The organism is Nonomuraea sp. CX421 (assembly GCF_059358955.1).
In genome coordinates, this window is record NZ_JCADBK010000014.1 from 148,015 (window position 1) to 164,136 (window position 16,122).

The window sequence follows — 16,122 nt, forward strand, 5'->3', positions numbered from 1 at the left end:
TCGGCGGTGGTGTCGCCTAGTGGCCGAGGGCGCACGCCTCGAAAGCGTGTGATGGGGCAACTCATCCGTGGGTTCAAATCCCACCACCACCGCCACCGAAAAGGAGCCGCGCTCGCGGCTCCTTTTCTCGTTCGGCGGCTGCTAGGCGGGCAGCTCCAGCACCCTGGCGTGCAGGATCGATCGTTGGTGCAGAGCGGCCCGCAGTGCCCGGTGCAGACCGTCCTCGAGATAGAGCTCGCCCCGCCACTGCACCACGTGCGGGAAGAGATCGCCGTAGAACGTGGAGTCGGCGGCGAGCAGCGAGTGCAGGTCCAGCATCGCCTTCGTGGTGATCAGGGAGTCGAGCCGGACCTGCCGCGGTGGTATCTGAGCCCACTCGCGGTGGGTCAGACCATGTTCGGGATAAGGGCGTCCGTCGCCGACCAGCTTGAAGATCACCCATTGATTTTAGGAGAGTTTCCACATCCGCGTGTTGCCCTGTGCCGTCATCGCAGGTCAGCGGTGCCGCATCGGGCTGGCTGGCCCGTCTTGTAGCCCTGCTGGAACGCCTTCACGCGCTGTTCCGAAGAGCCGTGGGTGAACGAGTCGGGATCGACCCGGCCCTGGGTCCGCTGCTGGATGCGGTCGTCGCCGACCGCCGCCGCCGCGTCCAGCGCCTCCGCGATCTCCGCCTCGGTGAACGGCTTGTCGTAGAAGCCCGTGTCGATGGCCTTGTTCGCCCACACGCCCGCGTAACAGTCGGCCTGCAGCTCCGTGGCCACCGAGCCGCCGCCTTCGAGCGCGCCGAGCAGGTTCTGGACGTGATGGCCGTACTCGTGCGCGATCACGTACGCCTGCGCGAACGGGCCGCCCTTGGCGCCGAAGCGGCTCTGGAGATCGTCGAAGAAGCTCAGGTCGAGGTAGACGCGCTGGTCACCGGGGCAGTAGAACGGCCCGACCGAGGAGTCGGCCGCGCCGCAGGCGGTGCGCACCCCGCCGGAATAGAGGATCGTCTTGGCCGCGCGATAGCCGGAGACCTCGGTCTTCCAGTAGTCCTGGATGCTGTTGACCACGCCCACGACCCGGCACTTCTCCGACTGGTCGGCGTCCTTGCCCGTCTTGCACTCCTGGGAGAGGTTGGAGGAGGGCTGCTGCTGCGCCGGTTGGCTTTCGCCGCCACCGCCGAGGCTGTTGATGACGAACACCGCGACCATCACGATCAGGGTGAGGACGCCACCGCCGCCGACCACCATCCCGCCCGGGAAGCCGCCCCCACCACCACCCCCGCGTCCACCGACGTCCTCCACCTGTGAGGAGTCGAGGTCGACGTCGTCTCTGAAGTCCATGACCAACGTCCCTTCTCGGGTCTGCCCGGGGGACAGCTTCCCGAAAGGGACCCATAGATTCCATCCCCTGTTCCAGATCATTCACCACGTGTCAGTTGATGTGGCGAAATGATGGAAAGTCTGATCGGCATCGCACCGGAACGGCGAGAAGGGGCGCACCGGCCGGTGCGCCCCTTCCTGGCAGAGCTCCTGAAGGCTCGCCCCCTATCCGCCTCCCAGCCGCGAGGGCGTTGGGGGCTGCGCGGGTGTCATCCCGTGCTGGTGGTGTCCGGGCAGGGGGGTGTGCTGAACGTCACGCCGTCCAGGAAGTTGCCGGCCGTCGGGCTGCCGCCCGCGGCCGACACCGATTCGAAGGCGAATCGGGTGGTGGTCTGTCCCGGAGGCACGACGTACACGCCGGTGTAGTAGCCCCAGGCGGTGTTGTCGTCGGAGAGGTCCGGCGAGGACGCCCCGGTGGGTACCTGCGCCACGGTCGAGCCCGGCGCCCCGATGAGCACCCGCATCACGTCGGTGCCCAGGCGGCCCCGGTGATACAGCGACCAGGTCATCGGGGTTCCGGGAACGGTGGGCACGTCCTGGTAGAGCGTGGAGACCTCGTTGGCGTTGAGCTCGGCGTACTGCTGGCCGTCGGCCGCCGGTGCCCCGCTGCGCCAGATCTCCAGCTTGTTGTCGGTGGCGGTGGTGTGCCAGCCGACGCTCGGGTCGGTGGAGGCGTCGGGGATGTTCCAGTCGACCGTGGCCACGGGCGGCGTCTCGAAGCTGCCGTTGATCAGATTGACCGGTTTCCAGGGGCAGATGACGGTGACGGTGACCGTGGCGGTGCTGGCGCCGCAGGCGGTAGTGATGGTGTAGGCGAAGGTGTCGGTGCCGGCGAAGCCCGGAGCGGGCGTGTAGGTCACGTTGCCGCCGGAGAGCGTCGCGGTGCCGTTGCCGGGCTTGGTGACGTTGCTGATCGTCGGCGAGCTCGCGGTGTCGTTGCCCAGGACGGGCACGTTGACGGCCGCGCCCATGGGGGTGGTGGCGGTGTCGGCGACGGCGACGGTGGGCGAGATGGACTGTCCGTTGACGATCTGGATCGGCGGGGCGGGTGTGTTGTTGCCGAGCTGGCCGGGAGCCGCGATGACGCTGCTGATCCCGGTCGGCCGGATGGTCATGCCGTTGCCGATGGTGCCCTGTCTGACCTGGAAGGTGATGACCTTGGAGGATGGGTCGGTCTTGGTGCCCGAGGAGGTGATCGACAGGGTGTTGCCGCTGATGGTACCGGTCCCCGACTCGCTGATGACAGTGGCGTTGGCCAGCAGTGACGACAGATCCCACGTGGTGGTGTAGCGGGTGACCAGCAACGGCCACTGGGTCGTCCGGTGCGTCAGGGTGAGGGTGAAGACGGTGCCAGGTGCGATCTGTCCGCCCCACAGGGAGGGGGAGGTGTCGACCGAGACCGACCCGCTGCCCAGCCGTGCGCCGATGACGTTCTTCCAGTAGTAGCTGACGGGGTAGGTCGCCTGCCCCTGCCGGACACAGGGCGGGGCGGCGGCTCGCGCGACGGCCCGCCGCGCGCCGTCGTGCGCACCGCCTTCGGCGGCGGCCACCGGTGTCCCGGGCACGGCCAGCAGCGTCAACAGCGCACCGGCCAGGGCGGTGAGCGCGGATCGGGATCGTTGTGACATCAACACTGAACTCCCACTGTCGTGAGGGATGTCGTCGTAGATCGACTTCACGACGGACGTTACTCTAGGTAGTCGCTCAAGTGCGTTCAGGCGCGTACGCGATCTCCGTGTCGTGGCGCGGCCGAGCGCGGGAGCCGGGAAGGCAGGCCAGAAAGAGGGGCGTCGGCACAGAGAACCGGCTCCGAGGCCCTCGGCGGGGGCCGCCGGGACCTGTGGCTCATTAGTGATCAAAAATCAGAAGCCAGGCGCCACATTCTGGCACCATGGTGCAGAAGGAGCCTCAGAGGCAGTCTGGTCAAAGAGAGCTTCGGGTTCACGGAAGTGATTTGGTCGCAGCCGGCCAAGGCTTGCGGGAAAGCGGCCGACCTGTTGAGACATCACACTGACACCCTGATCGTCTCTTTCGCCCCGGGCGGGCGGTCGCCTTGGGGGCTGGGTGTGATCGGCCTGGCCATGGACCAGGTCAACGAGATGCTCGGTCAGGCGTGCCGCCGCATGCACACGAACATCGACCGGGCGGGTGTCGGCCTCCAGGAGATGGCCGAGATTCACGGCGTCGTGGACCACACGCTTGCGCACGCTTTCCGCGCCAATGCCATCCCCTCCCGCCACGGCGGGCCGTCGGCGACGTGAGTGGACCTTCTGCCCCATGATGCTGCCACCTGAGCTGGAGACGGCGTTCCTGCTGCTGGGCGTGCCCTGGCCCACCGAGGACGAAGACGGGCTCCGCGACTGCGCCGCCGCTTACCGCACGTGCGCTTGCCATCTGCGCGGAGAGGTCAGCTCGGTCGCGCACAGTGCCGTCCGGTACGCCATGACCCGCAACGACGGCCTCGACATGGACGCCGCCATCGTCTTCCTGGCCGACTATCTGGACGACGACGACGGCGACGAAAGTCATCTGCCGAGCCTGGTCACCGTGCTGAACGCACTCGCCGACGCGCACGATGTCATCGCCGACCTCGTCGCCGCGCTCAAGGCCCTGCTCGCAGTGCTGGCCGCGTACGTGCTGGCCGTTCTGGGCCTGGGCGGTCGCCGCCTCCGTGGTCACGGGCGGCGCGTCGATGATCCAGGCCCGCCTCACCCTCGCCGGTCTGCGCGTCAGCGCCGGACGCGCCGTGTTCGTCTTCCGTCACGAGCTCCAACGTCTCTTCGGCAAGGGCCTGGTCAACGCCGTCGAGAAGCGGCTGCGCAACATCATCAGCGCTGCCGCCCCCTTGACGCATCGGGCCAGGCGGCCCGCCATCGCCGATCCCCTGGGCTATCGGAGCACCGCGCGAGAGCGCGCATTCGCCGAGGCGACCCGGAGGCAGTTACGGGACCTGCGCAGACACCGCACGCCCTTGGGCATGGGGCCCAAGTCGTGGCGAACCGCCGTGGCCGAACTACGTGAGGCGCTCGCGGCGGAGAAGATCTTCGACGGTGATGTGCGGTTGAAGGGCACGTCGGCCCGCTTCTTCTCGGGCGACCCCGCCAAGACCTTCCCGCAGAGCGAAAACGAGCTACGCGCGATGGTCGCCCGGGCCAACGCCGACCTGCCACAGGCCCAGCTCGCGCAGCGCGTCGAGGACACTGTCGCGGCCTACCGCCGGGCCGGATACGCCGCGGACGGTCCCAAGCCCGCCGTGGCGTTCTTCGACAGCAACTACAAACTCGGCCTGTCGTCGTGGCCCAGCGACTACGACTTCCAGCTTGCCAGCGACATCCTGGCCGAACGCTTCAGGCGTTTCGCCGAGGCGAATCCGGGCGTCAGTGTGTACACGAAGGGCGACTGGTTCAACCCCTACCTGCTCGACCGAGTGGCCCCCGAGCTGGACAACTGGGTGAAGCGCTGGGAGAGGGAGGCGGGGCGGTGGGTCAGCATCGCCACGTACGACCTCGCGTACCTGGAGCGCACCGCACGCCCCGACGACTGGGTCGTGCTGCGGCGACAGCGCTGACGGAAGACCGGAACGTCAGAAGGGGTGTGCCATTGAATCGGCACACCCCTTCTGAACTGGCGGAGGATAGGAGATTTGAACTCCTGAAGGGTTGCCCCTTACACGCTTTCCAAGCGTGCGCCCTCGGCCACTAGGCGAATCCTCCGTCGACGAGTTTACCGGAATCCTCAGGTTGTGGTGACCACGATTTCACTGGAGCGAGCACTGCGACATCCCGCTAGACTGTCCACGGACCCCTCGCGCGGCGTCATCCTGTGAACCTCCCCAGGGCCGGAAGGCAGCAAGGATAAGCGGGCTCTGGCGGGTGTGCGAGGGGTTCTCTTCGTTAGAAGCCCCCTCGCAGGCGGGATGGTCGCATGAGTCTTGCGCTTTACCGCAAGTACCGACCCGGGACGTTCGCCGAGGTCAAGGGTCAGGAGCACGTCACAGATCCGCTGCGGCAGGCATTGCGGACCGGCCGGGTCAACCACGCCTACCTGTTCAGCGGCCCGCGCGGCTGCGGCAAGACGTCCAGCGCCCGCATCCTGGCTCGCTCGCTCAACTGCGAGAAGGGCCCCACTCCCGACCCCTGCGGCGTCTGTGAGTCGTGCGTCGCGCTCGCCCCCACGGGGCCCGGCCACCTCGACGTCATCGAGATCGACGCGGCATCCCACGGCGGTGTCGACGACGCGCGTGACCTGCGCGAGCGGGCCTTCTTCGCGCCCGTCTCCGCGCGCTACAAGATCTACATCATCGACGAGGCGCACATGGTGACCCGAGAGGGTTTCAACGCGCTGCTCAAGCTCGTCGAGGAGCCTCCGCCCCACCTGAAGTTCATCTTCGCGACGACCGAGCCCGAAAAGGTCATCGGCACCATCAAGTCGCGCACCCACCACTACCCGTTCCGGCTGATGCCGCCCGCGACGCTCCGGGCGCTGCTGGAGGAGATCCTCTCCTCAGAGAGCGTCCCCTACGAGCCCACGGCCCTGCCTCTGGTCGTCCGCGCGGGCGCCGGGTCCGCGCGTGACTCGCTGTCCATCCTCGACCAGTTGCTGGCCGGCGCCGACGAGGCCGGCATCACCTACGCCAAGGCCGTCTCGCTGCTCGGCTACACCGACGGCGACCTGCTCGACGAGGTCGTCGACGCGTTCGCCGCGCATGACGGCGCGCGGGTCTTCCACACCGTCAACCGGGTGATCGAGGGGGGCCACGATCCCCGCCGGTTCGCCTCCGACCTGCTCGAACGGTTCCGCGATCTGGTCATCCTGGCCAACGTTCCCGAGGCGGCCTCCAGCGGGCTGCTCGACCGGCCCGCCGACGAGCTGGAGCGTCTCGTGGCGCAGGCCGCCTCGATGGGGCCGGCCGAGCTGACCCGGGCCGCCGAGATCTTCAACACGGGTCTCACGGAGATGCGTGGCGCCACCTCGCCCCGGCTGCTGCTTGAGCTCATGTGCGCGCGCGTCCTGCTTCCGGCCGCCGCGCAGGGCGAGGCGGCGCTGCTCGCCCGGCTCGAACGTCTCGAACGCGGCGGCGCCGTCGCCGCCATGGCCGCCCGCACCGGCCCCGCCACGGCCGTCGTCCCCCAGCCGGGAGTCGCCGGCGCCCAGATGGCCGAGCTCCGGCAGGCGGCCGCCACAGCCGGGTCGGTGGTGTCGGGCGGGCCAGGCCACGGCCCCGCGGCCGCTTCCGCGAGTGGTCACGCGGGGAGTGGCCAGGCCGCGGGTGGTCAGGAGGTCGGCGGTCAGCCGGGTGACGTCTCGGTCGATCAGGCCCGCGACGTTGCGGGCGGCGCGCCGACTTCGCCAGGTGATCAGGCCACCGACGACGGCTGGCCGGAGCCGGCTCGCCCAGGAGCCCCGGCCGGCGCCGCGAACACCTCGGGATCCGCTACGAGGCCCGCCACACAGGCCGGCGGTCCCAGGCCGGCTGAGGCTGCGGCGCCCGCCGCCACGCAGGGCGGCACCGGAGCCGGGGCGCTCCAGCAGCAGTGGCCGGCGGTGCTGGCCGCGCTCAAGCAGCGCAGCATCGTGGTCTGGGCCAACGTGAGCACCAACGCCCAGGTGGTCGGCGTCGAGGGCAACCTGGTCACGCTCGGTTTCTCCCAGGTCGGCGCGATGAAGAACTTCACCGGTGGCGGCAAGGACGCCGTGGTGGCCGCCGCGCTCGGCGACGTGCTGGGCGGCACCTGGCGGGTCGAGGCGGTCGTGGGCGGTTCGCCCGCGCCTCAGGCCAACCGAGGGCCGCAGTCGGGTCCGCCCTCCGGCCCGACACGTCAGCAGGCCGCGCCGCAGCCGCAGCCGCAGCCGCACACTCCTCCGGCCGCGCAGCACCAGTCCGGTGCCCGTACGAGCTCGCATGGGTCGTCATCCGGGCAGTCCGGCGCCCAGGAGGCGAGCCAGCCGCCTGGCCCGGCGGGGCACGCCGCGCCGGCAGGCGGCGGACCAGCGGCCGGCACGGCCGTCATCTCCGCGTCCCCGGGCCGGCAGACGGACGAGTCCTGGCCGGACGCCCCGGACGAGCCCGGGCCCGGCTCGCCGCCTGGGCCCGACCCCACGCACGCGAGCGTGGTCGCGACCGGTGCGGGCCTGGCCGCGGCCAGGTCGGCGGCCAAGGCAGCCGCTCAGGCGGGGCCCCGCGCCCCTCGGCAGACGGGCACGACGGCGTGGCCGGACGCCATCCCCAACCGCGTCAAGGGGCCAGAGTCGGACGACGTCGACCCGCTCAACGACGCCGACGCCGACGTGGACGAGCTCTCGGGCATGGCGCTCCTGCAACGCGAGCTGGGCGCCCAGCTGATCGGCGAAATCGACCACACCTGACCGGTAAGGCGCCCCTGTGCGCGTGCCGGGTCAGTCGGCGGTGAGGCGGGCGTGGGCGGCGGCGGCGCGGTGGTCGGTGGAGGGTAAGGAGTCGGCGAGGCGTTCGAGGATCTCGATGTCCTCGCGCCCGTGGGCCGTCTGGGCGTAGGCCCACAGGTCGCCCGGCGAGCCGCTGAGCAGCAGGCGGCTGCGCACCTGTACTTCGAGCTCGTCGCGTTCGCGGCGGATCTCGGGCGACTCCGAGCGGGGCAGCAGGGGGCCGGTGTAGGTGCGGGCCAGGGCGGTCGGGGCGTCGGCCGCGAGGAGCTGCCTGACCTGCAGGAAGTCGGCCTCGACCGGCGACGTGAGCTGGTAGGGCTTGGCGGTGACGCGGCCACGCAACTGGCCGCGGAGCCGGTGGATCTCGGCCCTGATGGTGACCGGGTTGCCCTCGTCGCCGTACAGGTGGAAGGAGAGCTGCTCGGCGGTGAGGCCGCAGGGGTGGAGAGCCAGGAGGGCGAGGATCTCGGCGTGCCGGAGGGAGAGCGGCAGGCGGCGCTCGCCGATGGCGGCGGTCGGCTGGCCGTCGCCGAGGAAGCTCAGGGTGAGCGTGGGGGCGCCCGGCGGCGCGCCCTGGACGAGGTAGCCGTCGGCGAACGGCTCCAGCGTGGCCACGCGGCCGTCACGGAGCAGGAGGCGCTCGCCGGAGGCGGGGAGCTGGACGCGTTCGCCGAGGACGCCGGCCGGGTCGCCGGCGATGACGCGGCCGGTGGCCGACAGCAGGATGCCGGGACGCCCGCGCAGGGCGTCGAAGCGGTGGCGCAGGCGGGCGTCGCGTTCGTGCATGCGCAGGGCGAGCTGGGACTCGGCGAGCTTGGCCGCGGCGCCGACCAGGGCCACGGTGGCGGGGTGCAGGCTGGGCGCGGTGCCGCTCACGTCGACGCAGCCGAGCAGCGCGCCCGTGTCGGGGTCGACGATCGGGGCGGCGCCGCACGACCAGACGTGCAGTATGCGCAGGAGGTGTTCCTCGGAGTAGACGTGCACCGACCGGCGGGTGGCCAGGGCGGTGCCGATGCCGTTGGTGCCCATGCGGCCCTCGGCCCACTGGTGGCCGTCGGCCAGCCCCACCCGGTCGGCGAGGCGCATGGCGTCGCGGTCGCCGTCGCGCCACAGGACCCGGCCCTCGCTGTCGGTGACCACCACGACGTGCTCGGACACCTCGGCCGTGACGGTGAGCGTCTGGGCGAGCAGCGGGAGCAGGGGACGCAGTGGGTGGGCGGCGCGTACGTCGGCGAGGTCGGCGGAGTCGTAGACGAGGGGAGCCGGGCCGCCGTCGGGGTCGATCCCCGCGTCGATGGAGCGTCGCCAGGACGCGCTGATCAACTGGCGGAGGCCGGCCGGTGGGAGCCGGCCCGACACCGCCCTTTCGTACGCATGGCGCAGGCGGTCGGAATACGCGTCGAGATCGGCGTAACTCATCGGCCACTCCAAGTAGTCAACCCCCCGCATGGCGAGCATCGACGCTGGAGGTGTGTCGGCGCAACCGTTTCGAGGGATCGCGAAGGGTGATCAGGTCATCGCAACGTGTGTGCAACGTCACGGTGGCTAAGGTCTTCGCTCAAGCGTCGGCATGAGCGCGGCCGCTCCGGTCGGCGTGATGGCCGGGTCCTGGACACTGGAGGGGGGCCGGGACCCGGCCGAACAATGATCAGAGGTCGAAACACCTGCATGCCGCCAGTACATGACGACGCCCAAACACCGTAGGCTCGTGACAGTCAAGAACGCGGAGCCACGAGGAGCGCACGACGGTGAACCCAGGGGATGTCAACCTGCAGCAGCTGCTGGAGCAGGCCCAGCTCATGCAGCAGCAGCTTGTGAGCGCCCAGCAGGAGCTCAACGACGCGCAGATCGAGGGCTCGGCCGGCGGCGGCCTGGTCACGGCCGTCGTCAACGGTTCGGGCGAGCTGCTCGAGCTCAAGATCGACCCGAGTGTGGTCGACGCCGCCGACCCGCAGGACACGGCCGACACGATCGCCGACCTGGTGATCGCGGCCGTGCGCGACGCGGTGCGTGCGGCGGCCGATCTGCAGCAGGAGAAGCTCGGTCCGCTGGCCCAAGGGCTGGGCGGCGGCGGTCTCGGTCAGTTGCCAGGGTTCTAGGCATGTACGAGGGCGTCGTCCAGAACCTGATCGACGAGCTGGGGCTGCTACCCGGCGTCGGTCCCAAAAGCGCGCAGCGGATCGCGTTCCATCTGCTGGCGGCCGATCCGGTCGACGTCAAGCGGCTGGCGCACGCTCTGCTGGAGGTCAAGGAGAAGGTCCGGTTCTGCCGGGTGTGCGGCAACGTGGCCTCCGAGGAGGAGTGCCGCATCTGCCGAGATCAGCGCCGCGACACGCATGTGATCTGCGTGGTGGAGGAGCCGAAGGACGTCGTCGCGATCGAGAAGACGCGCGAGTTCCGCGGCACCTACCACGTGCTCGGCGGCGCGATCAGCCCCATCGACGGCATCGGGCCCGACGACCTGCGCGTCCGTGAGCTCATGACGCGGCTGGCCGACGGCCGCATCACCGAGCTCATCCTCGCCACCGATCCCAATCTGGAGGGCGAGGCGACGGCGACCTACCTTGCCCGTCTGGTCAAGCCGATGGGTGTGAAAGTGACACGACTGGCCAGCGGTCTGCCTGTGGGCGGTGACCTCGAGTACGCCGACGAGGTGACCTTGGGCCGCGCGTTCGAAGGACGGAGGCTGCTGGATGTCTGACCAGTGGAGTGCGCTAGCCGAAGAGATCGCCGGGCACGCGCAGAATTACGTGGACGGCCTGACCAGGGTCGCCGGCGGTGAGGGCGGCGACGCCATCTGGTCGTTGCTGCTGGTCGAGGTGGCTCAGGTGAGCCTCGCGGGCGCCAAGCTCGGCGCCAACGAGGACGTCATCCTCTCCGGCAACTACGAGCCGCCGCTGAGCGAGGACCCTGACATCGACGGCGTCCGCACGGCGCTGGCCGAGTTGCTGGAGGCGGTCGACGACTACGCCGAGGTGTTCGACCCGTACAAGGACACGGGCGTCACCCCCTACCGGCTGTCCGATGACCTGACCGCGGTCGCGGCCGACCTCATCCACGGCCTGCGCCACTACCAGGCCGGCCGGCCGCACGAGGCGCTGTGGTGGTGGCAATACTCCTACTTCAACACCTGGGGCAACCACGCGGGCGCGGCCATGCGCGCGCTGCAGGCTCTCGCCGCGCACTCGCGCCTCGACGTGGCGGAGGAGACCACCTCGGTTTGATCATCCACATAGTGATATAGCCCAGCGGCGCCATGAAACGCCCCCGGTAGACTGGCACCTCACAGTCCTAACCGGGAGACTCTCGTGGCGCTCGTTGTGCAAAAGTACGGTGGTTCGTCCGTCGCCGACGCGTCCTGCATCAAGCGGGTCGCGCAGCGGATCGTCGCGACGAAAAAAGCCGGCAACGATGTCACGGTGATCGTGTCGGCCATGGGCGACACCACCGACGAGCTGCTCGACCTGGCCGAGCAGGTGTCGCCGCTGCCTCCGGGCCGCGAGCTCGACATGCTGCTCACCTCCGGCGAGCGGATCTCGATGGCCCTGCTGGCCATGGCGATCGCCAACCTGGGCTACGAGGCGCGGTCGTTCACCGGCTCGCAGGCCGGCGTGATCACCAATTCCACGCACGGCAAGGCGCGCATCATCGACGTGACGCCGAGCCGCATCCGTGAGGCGCTCGACCGTGGTCACATCGCGATCGTGGCCGGGTTCCAGGGCGTCTCGCAGGACACCAAGGACATAACGACGCTCGGCCGGGGCGGCTCCGACACCACGGCGGTGGCGTTGGCGGCGGCCCTCGACGCCGACGTCTGCGAGATCTACACCGACGTCGACGGCATCTTCACCGCGGATCCCCGCATCGTGCCCACAGCCCGCAAGATCCCCAAGGTCTCCTACGACGAGATGATGGAGATGGCGGCCTGCGGGGCGAAGATCCTGCACCTGCGGTGCGTCGAGTACGCTCGCCGGTTCGCCCTGCCGATCCACGTACGCAGTTCGTTCAGCACCAGGGAAGGCACCTGGGTCGTCTCCGACCCTTACACCGAAGGAACCGAGATGGAGCAGCCGATCATCTCCGGCGTCGCGCACGACCGGAGCGAGGCCAAGATCACCGTGGTCGGGGTCCCCGACAAGGTCGGAGAGGCTGCCGCGATCTTCAAAACCCTGGCCGGCGCCGAGATCAACATCGATATGATCGTCCAGAACGTCTCGGCCGCGGCGACGGGCCGCACCGACATCTCGTTCACGCTGCCCACGGCCGACAGTTCGACCGCGCTGACGGCGCTGAAGCGGATGCAGGGCGAGATCGCGTTCGAGTCGCTGCTCTTCGACGACCAGATCGGCAAGGTGTCGCTGATCGGCGCGGGCATGCGCTCGCACCCGGGCGTCACGGCGACGTTCTTCGCGGCCCTGGCCGACGCCGGGGTCAACATCGAGATGATCTCCACCTCGGAGATCCGCATCTCGGTGATCGTCGATCAGGACGACGTCGACGTGGCCGTGGCGGCCGCCCACCGAGCGTTCGAGCTCGACGCAGACCAGGTCGAAGCAGTGGTGTATGGAGGCAGTGGACGATGAGCAGGCCCAATCTCGCCCTGATCGGGGCCACCGGTGCCGTGGGCACCGTCATGCGTGACCTGGTGTCCACCCGCGACGACATCTGGGGAGAGGTCCGTCTCGTCGCGTCGGCGCGTTCCGCGGGCAAGGTGCTGCGGGTGCGCGGTGAGGACGTCGTCGTCCAGGCGCTCACGCCCGAGGTCTTCGACGGCATCGACATCGCCATCTTCGACGTGCCCGACGAGGTGTCGGCCGTGTGGGTGCCGATCGCGGCCGAGCGCGGCGCCATCGCGATCGACAAGTCCGGCACGTTCCGTATGGAGCCTGACGTGCCGCTGGTGGTGCCCGAGGTCAACCCGCTCGACGCGCGTGACCGGCCGCGCAACATCATCTCCACGCCCAACTGCACGACGCTGTCGATGATGGCGGCCATGGGGGCGCTGCACGCCGAGTACGTGCTCAAGGAGCTCGTCGTCGCCTCCTACCAGGCGGTGTCGGGCGCCGGTGTGGCGGGTTCGGCCAGACTCTACGACGAGGTCGAGGCGCTGGCCGGTGATCGGGCGATCGGTCAGACGGCCGGTGACGTGCGCAAGGCGCTGGCCAACAGGCTGCCCGAGGAGTCGCCGTTCCCCGCGCCCATCGCGTTCAACGTGGTGCCGTGGGCGGGTTCCTACAAGGACGGCGGCTGGGCGTCGGAGGAGCTGAAGCTCCGCAACGAGTCGCGCAAGATCCTCGGCATTCCCGACCTCAAGGTCTCCGCGACCTGCGTCCGGGTGCCGGTGATCACCACGCACTCGCTGGCCGTGCATGCCCGGTTCGAGCGTGAGATCACGGTCGCTGACGCGCACCGGATCCTGGAGGCGGCGCCGACCGTGGTGCTCATGGACGACCCGGCCAACGGTGTCTGGCCGACGCCGAGCGACGTGGTGGGCACCGACCCGACTTATGTGGGCCGGGTCCGGCAGGCGGTCGACTTCCCCAACACGCTCGACCTGTTCGTGTGCGGTGACAACCTCCGCAAGGGGGCCGCGCTCAACGCGGCGGAGATCGCCGAGCTGGTCGCCGGCGAGCTGTAGGGACACTTTTCGCGCGACGGTGCCGTGCCCGGTCATCGGGCACGGCGCCGTCACGCTCTCACCGGAACATGATGTCCCAGTGGTCCGCCTCGTTGGCGAAGATCGTGCCCGAGGCGGAGCGATACAGAGCCGACCCGTCGCCGCGGTGACCCACCCTCTGGTGGGTGCCGCTGATGTGACGGTTGATGCAGGCGTTCTTTGAGATGTCCAGCTTGTAGCCCTGGCCGTGGCTGTAGCGGCCGGGCGCGTGGCCGACCTCGGTGCCGCCGGTGACCATGATGGGGCAGCCGCTCTCGCGCTTGAGCTGGATGACCCGGGCGATCGTGTTCGTCCGGACGGAGTCCAGGGAGGTGCACGTGCGCACCTGCCGGTTGGTGCAGCGGCCCGTCGACTGGTAGCGCAACCCGGCGTTCTTCAGGTAGTCCGCGGCGAGGCTGTGCGAGAGGTGCGTCATCGCGTGCCGGGGCCTCGCGCGGCTCAGGTTCAGCTTCGGCAGTCCTTTCTGGTCGCCGTCGGTCATGGACCGCAGCGTGGCCAGGCCGATCTTCTCGCTCGCCTCGCCGAGCACGCCGGCCGTCTCGCTGGTCTCACCGGTCACGATCTCCCCGGACTGGCCGGACAGACCGGCCAGCATGACGGTCTGGCCGGAGGTCGGCGCGTACCAGCGGGCGACCTCGATCGGTCCCTCCAGCCGGTACGTCCGAGTGATGATCGATGGCGCTTGCCGTGGCTCCCCGTCCGGGGGCCTGGGGGCGGCGGAGGCTGCTGAGGCCAGCGCGATTATGGAGATCTCAATGCCGAGGAGTACGCCTACCAGGAGGCGCACACTTCCACGTATCCACATGTCGATGCCTTTTCGCGGAAATAGCCCTTCCGCCTGAAACATCAATCCCATGCTTCACACCAGCTGACCCCTGTCGCACACGGATCTTTGCCGTGTGTCGGCGATCACCGTGCGGCTCCATGACCTAACTGGCATCACGCCGTAAAGTGACGAGCGTGTCCGAAGCCCGAAGCAGAGGAGCGGAGAGCACCCGAGAGGTCATCGTCGAGACGGCCTTGCGACTGTTCCGGGAGCGCGGCTTCGACGCCACGACGATGCGTGCGATCGCGGCCGAGGCCGGTGTGTCCGTGGGTAACGCCTACTACTACTTCGAGAGCAAGGAGGCGTTGATCCAGGCGTACTACGACCGGGCCCAGGCCGAGCACGAGGCGGCCTGCCGTGAGCTGCTCGCCACGACGCCGTCCTTCGCGGCCAGGCTGAGCGGCGTGCTGCGCGAGTGGGTGCGCGTGTCCGAGCCCTACCACGAGTTCGCAGTCAAGTTCTTCAAGCACGCGGCCGAGCCCACCAACCCGCTGAGCCCGTTCAGTGCCCAGTCGTCGCCGGCGCGCGAGGCGTCGATCGCCATCTACCGGCAGGTCGTCGAGGGCTCGCGCGACTCCATGAACACCGAGCTGCGCGAGGAGCTGCCCGAGCTGCTCTGGCTGCTCTCGATGGGCATGGTGCTGTTCTGGGTGCACGACACCTCGCCCGGCTGCGAGCGCACCCATCGGCTGATCGACGCCACGGTGCCGCTCGTGGACCGGCTCGTCGGCCTATCGCATCTGCCGGGTCTGCGGGGGATCACGAAGGACTTCATCGCGGTGGTGCACGAACTGCGCGCCTAGCCTGACCGGATCTTCGCGGGCGGAGACGACATACCATCCGGTTGGTATGGTCGCGGTACTGTCGCTTGGCTGGAGGTCTCGATGACACAGAACTGGGGCATGACGATCCCCTTCTTCGACCGTTCGCTGGCGAACTCACGGGAGCTGATCGCGGAGCTGCCCGCGCTCGGCTACACCGACGCCTGGTCGGCCGAGGTCAACGGGGTCGACGGCTTCGTGCCGCTGGCCATGGCCGCCGAGTGGGCCCAGGGGATCAGGCTGGGCAGCGCGATCGTCCCCGTCTCCACCCGCGGGCCCGGCCTGCTGGCCATGTCCGCCGCCACACTCGCCGACCTGGCCCCCGGACGCTTCGTGCTGGGCATCGGCTCGTCCTCTCCCGCGATCGTCGAGCGCTGGAACGCCGGCACCTTCGCCAAGCCCTACGCGCGCACCCGCGACACCCTGCGCTTCCTCAGGAAGGCGCTGGCCGGCGAGAAGGTGTCGGAGGCGTACGAGACGTTCGAGATCAAGGGTTTCAAGCTGGAGCGGGCCCCGAAGGTGGCGCCCAAGATCGTGCTGGCCGCGCTCCGGCCGCGCATGCTGCGCCTGGCCGCGGAGGAGGCCGACGGCGCGATCACCAACTGGCTCTCGCCCCAGGACGTGCGCCAGGTGCGGGCCGAGATCGGGCCGGACACCGAGCTGATCGCCCGGCTGTTCGTGTGCGTCAGCGAGGACACCGCCAAGGTACGCGAACAGGCCCGCTGGATGCTCGCCAGCTACCTCACCGTGCCCGTCTACGCGGCCTTCCACGACTGGCTGGGCAGGGGCGAGGTGCTGCGGCCGATGCACGAGGCCTGGGCGGCGGGCGATCGCCAGGCCGCGCTGAAGGCCATCCCCGACGAGGTGGTCGACGCGCTCGTGGTGCACGGCGACGCCGCGACGTGCCGGGCCCGGATCCAGGAGTACGTGGACCACGGCCTCGACACCCCCGTCCTCGCCCCTATCCCCGGCGGCGAGGTCTCCATCACCCAGGCCGTACGCGACCTGGCCCCCAAGGCCTGAACGGAG

15 protein-coding genes, 2 tRNA genes and 1 other RNA gene are annotated in these 16,122 nt (G+C 69.6%); 12 read left to right on the forward strand and 6 right to left on the reverse strand.

Annotated features, from left to right (window positions below; translation table 11 throughout):
• Positions 1-5 precede the first annotated feature (5 nt).
• Positions 6-95, forward strand: a tRNA-Ser gene (locus tag AC5L3X_RS24600).
• Positions 96-141: 46 nt separating this feature from the next.
• On the opposite strand, the gene AC5L3X_RS24605 is transcribed toward AC5L3X_RS24600, so the two are convergent.
• The 3 genes from AC5L3X_RS24605 to AC5L3X_RS24615 all read right to left on the reverse strand — a co-directional run bounded on the left by AC5L3X_RS24605 (position 142) and on the right by AC5L3X_RS24615 (position 2,992).
• Complete coding sequence (locus AC5L3X_RS24605; RefSeq protein WP_189122356.1) at positions 142-438, reverse strand: type II toxin-antitoxin system VapB family antitoxin; 297 nt, start codon at positions 436-438, stop codon at positions 142-144.
• Positions 439-485: 47 nt separating this feature from the next.
• Positions 486-1,325, reverse strand: a complete 840-nt coding sequence (ypfJ, locus tag AC5L3X_RS24610) for a KPN_02809 family neutral zinc metallopeptidase (RefSeq protein ID WP_494859884.1) — start codon at positions 1,323-1,325, stop codon at positions 486-488.
• Between the two features lie 248 nt (positions 1,326-1,573).
• Complete coding sequence (locus AC5L3X_RS24615; RefSeq protein ID WP_494859886.1) at positions 1,574-2,992, reverse strand: Ig-like domain-containing protein; 1,419 nt, start codon at positions 2,990-2,992, stop codon at positions 1,574-1,576.
• Positions 2,993-3,430: 438 nt separating this feature from the next.
• On the opposite strand from AC5L3X_RS24615, the gene AC5L3X_RS24620 reads away from it, so the two are divergent.
• Together AC5L3X_RS24620 and AC5L3X_RS24625 are read left to right on the forward strand one after the other, a co-directional pair.
• Positions 3,431-3,625 carry a hypothetical protein gene (locus tag AC5L3X_RS24620; protein ID WP_494859888.1) on the forward strand — a complete coding sequence of 65 codons (195 nt, stop codon included), beginning with the start codon at positions 3,431-3,433 and terminating at the stop codon, positions 3,623-3,625.
• A gap of 431 nt (positions 3,626-4,056) precedes the next feature.
• Entirely contained in the window at positions 4,057-4,932 is an 876-nt protein-coding gene (locus AC5L3X_RS24625; protein ID WP_494859890.1) for a hypothetical protein, read from the forward strand.
• Positions 4,933-4,989: 57 nt separating this feature from the next.
• On the opposite strand, the gene AC5L3X_RS24630 is transcribed toward AC5L3X_RS24625, so the two are convergent.
• Positions 4,990-5,077: transfer RNA gene (locus AC5L3X_RS24630), tRNA-Ser, on the reverse strand.
• Between the two features lie 83 nt (positions 5,078-5,160).
• On the opposite strand from AC5L3X_RS24630, the gene ffs reads away from it, so the two are divergent.
• Positions 5,161-5,256, forward strand: an RNA gene (gene ffs, locus AC5L3X_RS24635) — signal recognition particle sRNA small type.
• A gap of 32 nt (positions 5,257-5,288) precedes the next feature.
• Positions 5,289-7,730 carry a DNA polymerase III subunit gamma and tau gene (locus tag AC5L3X_RS24640; protein WP_494859892.1) on the forward strand — a complete coding sequence of 814 codons (2,442 nt, stop codon included), beginning with the start codon at positions 5,289-5,291 and terminating at the stop codon, positions 7,728-7,730.
• A 30-nt stretch (positions 7,731-7,760) separates the two neighbouring features.
• Here the strand turns inward: AC5L3X_RS24640 and AC5L3X_RS24645 are convergent, their stop codons facing one another.
• Entirely contained in the window at positions 7,761-9,188 is a 1,428-nt protein-coding gene (locus AC5L3X_RS24645) for a helix-turn-helix domain-containing protein (protein WP_494859894.1), read from the reverse strand.
• 329 nt (positions 9,189-9,517) lie between these two features.
• Here AC5L3X_RS24645 and AC5L3X_RS24650 point away from each other — a divergent pair, with 329 nt between their 5' ends.
• From AC5L3X_RS24650 to AC5L3X_RS24670, 5 genes are all read left to right on the forward strand, one after another.
• Positions 9,518-9,868, forward strand: a complete 351-nt coding sequence (locus tag AC5L3X_RS24650; protein WP_189122348.1) for a YbaB/EbfC family nucleoid-associated protein — start codon at positions 9,518-9,520, stop codon at positions 9,866-9,868.
• Positions 9,869-9,870: 2 nt separating this feature from the next.
• The gene (recR, locus tag AC5L3X_RS24655) at positions 9,871-10,470 is read left to right on the forward strand and encodes a recombination mediator RecR (protein ID WP_189122347.1); all 600 of its coding nucleotides are present in this window, start codon (positions 9,871-9,873) and stop codon (positions 10,468-10,470) included.
• Positions 10,463-10,993 carry a DUF5063 domain-containing protein gene (locus AC5L3X_RS24660; RefSeq protein ID WP_189122346.1) on the forward strand — a complete coding sequence of 177 codons (531 nt, stop codon included), beginning with the start codon at positions 10,463-10,465 and terminating at the stop codon, positions 10,991-10,993. Before recR ends, AC5L3X_RS24660 begins: the two co-directional genes overlap by 8 nt.
• An 84-nt stretch (positions 10,994-11,077) precedes the next feature.
• The gene (locus AC5L3X_RS24665; protein WP_189122345.1) at positions 11,078-12,352 is read left to right on the forward strand and encodes an aspartate kinase; all 1,275 of its coding nucleotides are present in this window, start codon (positions 11,078-11,080) and stop codon (positions 12,350-12,352) included.
• Positions 12,349-13,407 carry an aspartate-semialdehyde dehydrogenase gene (locus tag AC5L3X_RS24670; protein WP_494859897.1) on the forward strand — a complete coding sequence of 353 codons (1,059 nt, stop codon included), beginning with the start codon at positions 12,349-12,351 and terminating at the stop codon, positions 13,405-13,407. Before AC5L3X_RS24665 ends, AC5L3X_RS24670 begins: the two co-directional genes overlap by 4 nt.
• Before the next feature lie 58 nt (positions 13,408-13,465).
• Here AC5L3X_RS24670 and AC5L3X_RS24675 read toward each other — a convergent pair whose 3' ends face one another.
• Positions 13,466-14,233, reverse strand: a complete 768-nt coding sequence (locus AC5L3X_RS24675; RefSeq protein ID WP_494859899.1) for a hypothetical protein — start codon at positions 14,231-14,233, stop codon at positions 13,466-13,468.
• A 173-nt stretch (positions 14,234-14,406) separates the two neighbouring features.
• Between AC5L3X_RS24675 and AC5L3X_RS24680 the strand changes: the two genes are divergently transcribed.
• Both AC5L3X_RS24680 and AC5L3X_RS24685 read left to right on the forward strand, forming a co-directional pair.
• Positions 14,407-15,075 carry a TetR/AcrR family transcriptional regulator gene (locus AC5L3X_RS24680; protein WP_189122343.1) on the forward strand — a complete coding sequence of 223 codons (669 nt, stop codon included), beginning with the start codon at positions 14,407-14,409 and terminating at the stop codon, positions 15,073-15,075.
• Between the two features lie 81 nt (positions 15,076-15,156).
• Positions 15,157-16,116, forward strand: a complete 960-nt coding sequence (locus AC5L3X_RS24685) for an LLM class F420-dependent oxidoreductase (protein ID WP_494859900.1) — start codon at positions 15,157-15,159, stop codon at positions 16,114-16,116.
• Positions 16,117-16,122: the final 6 nt, after the last annotated feature.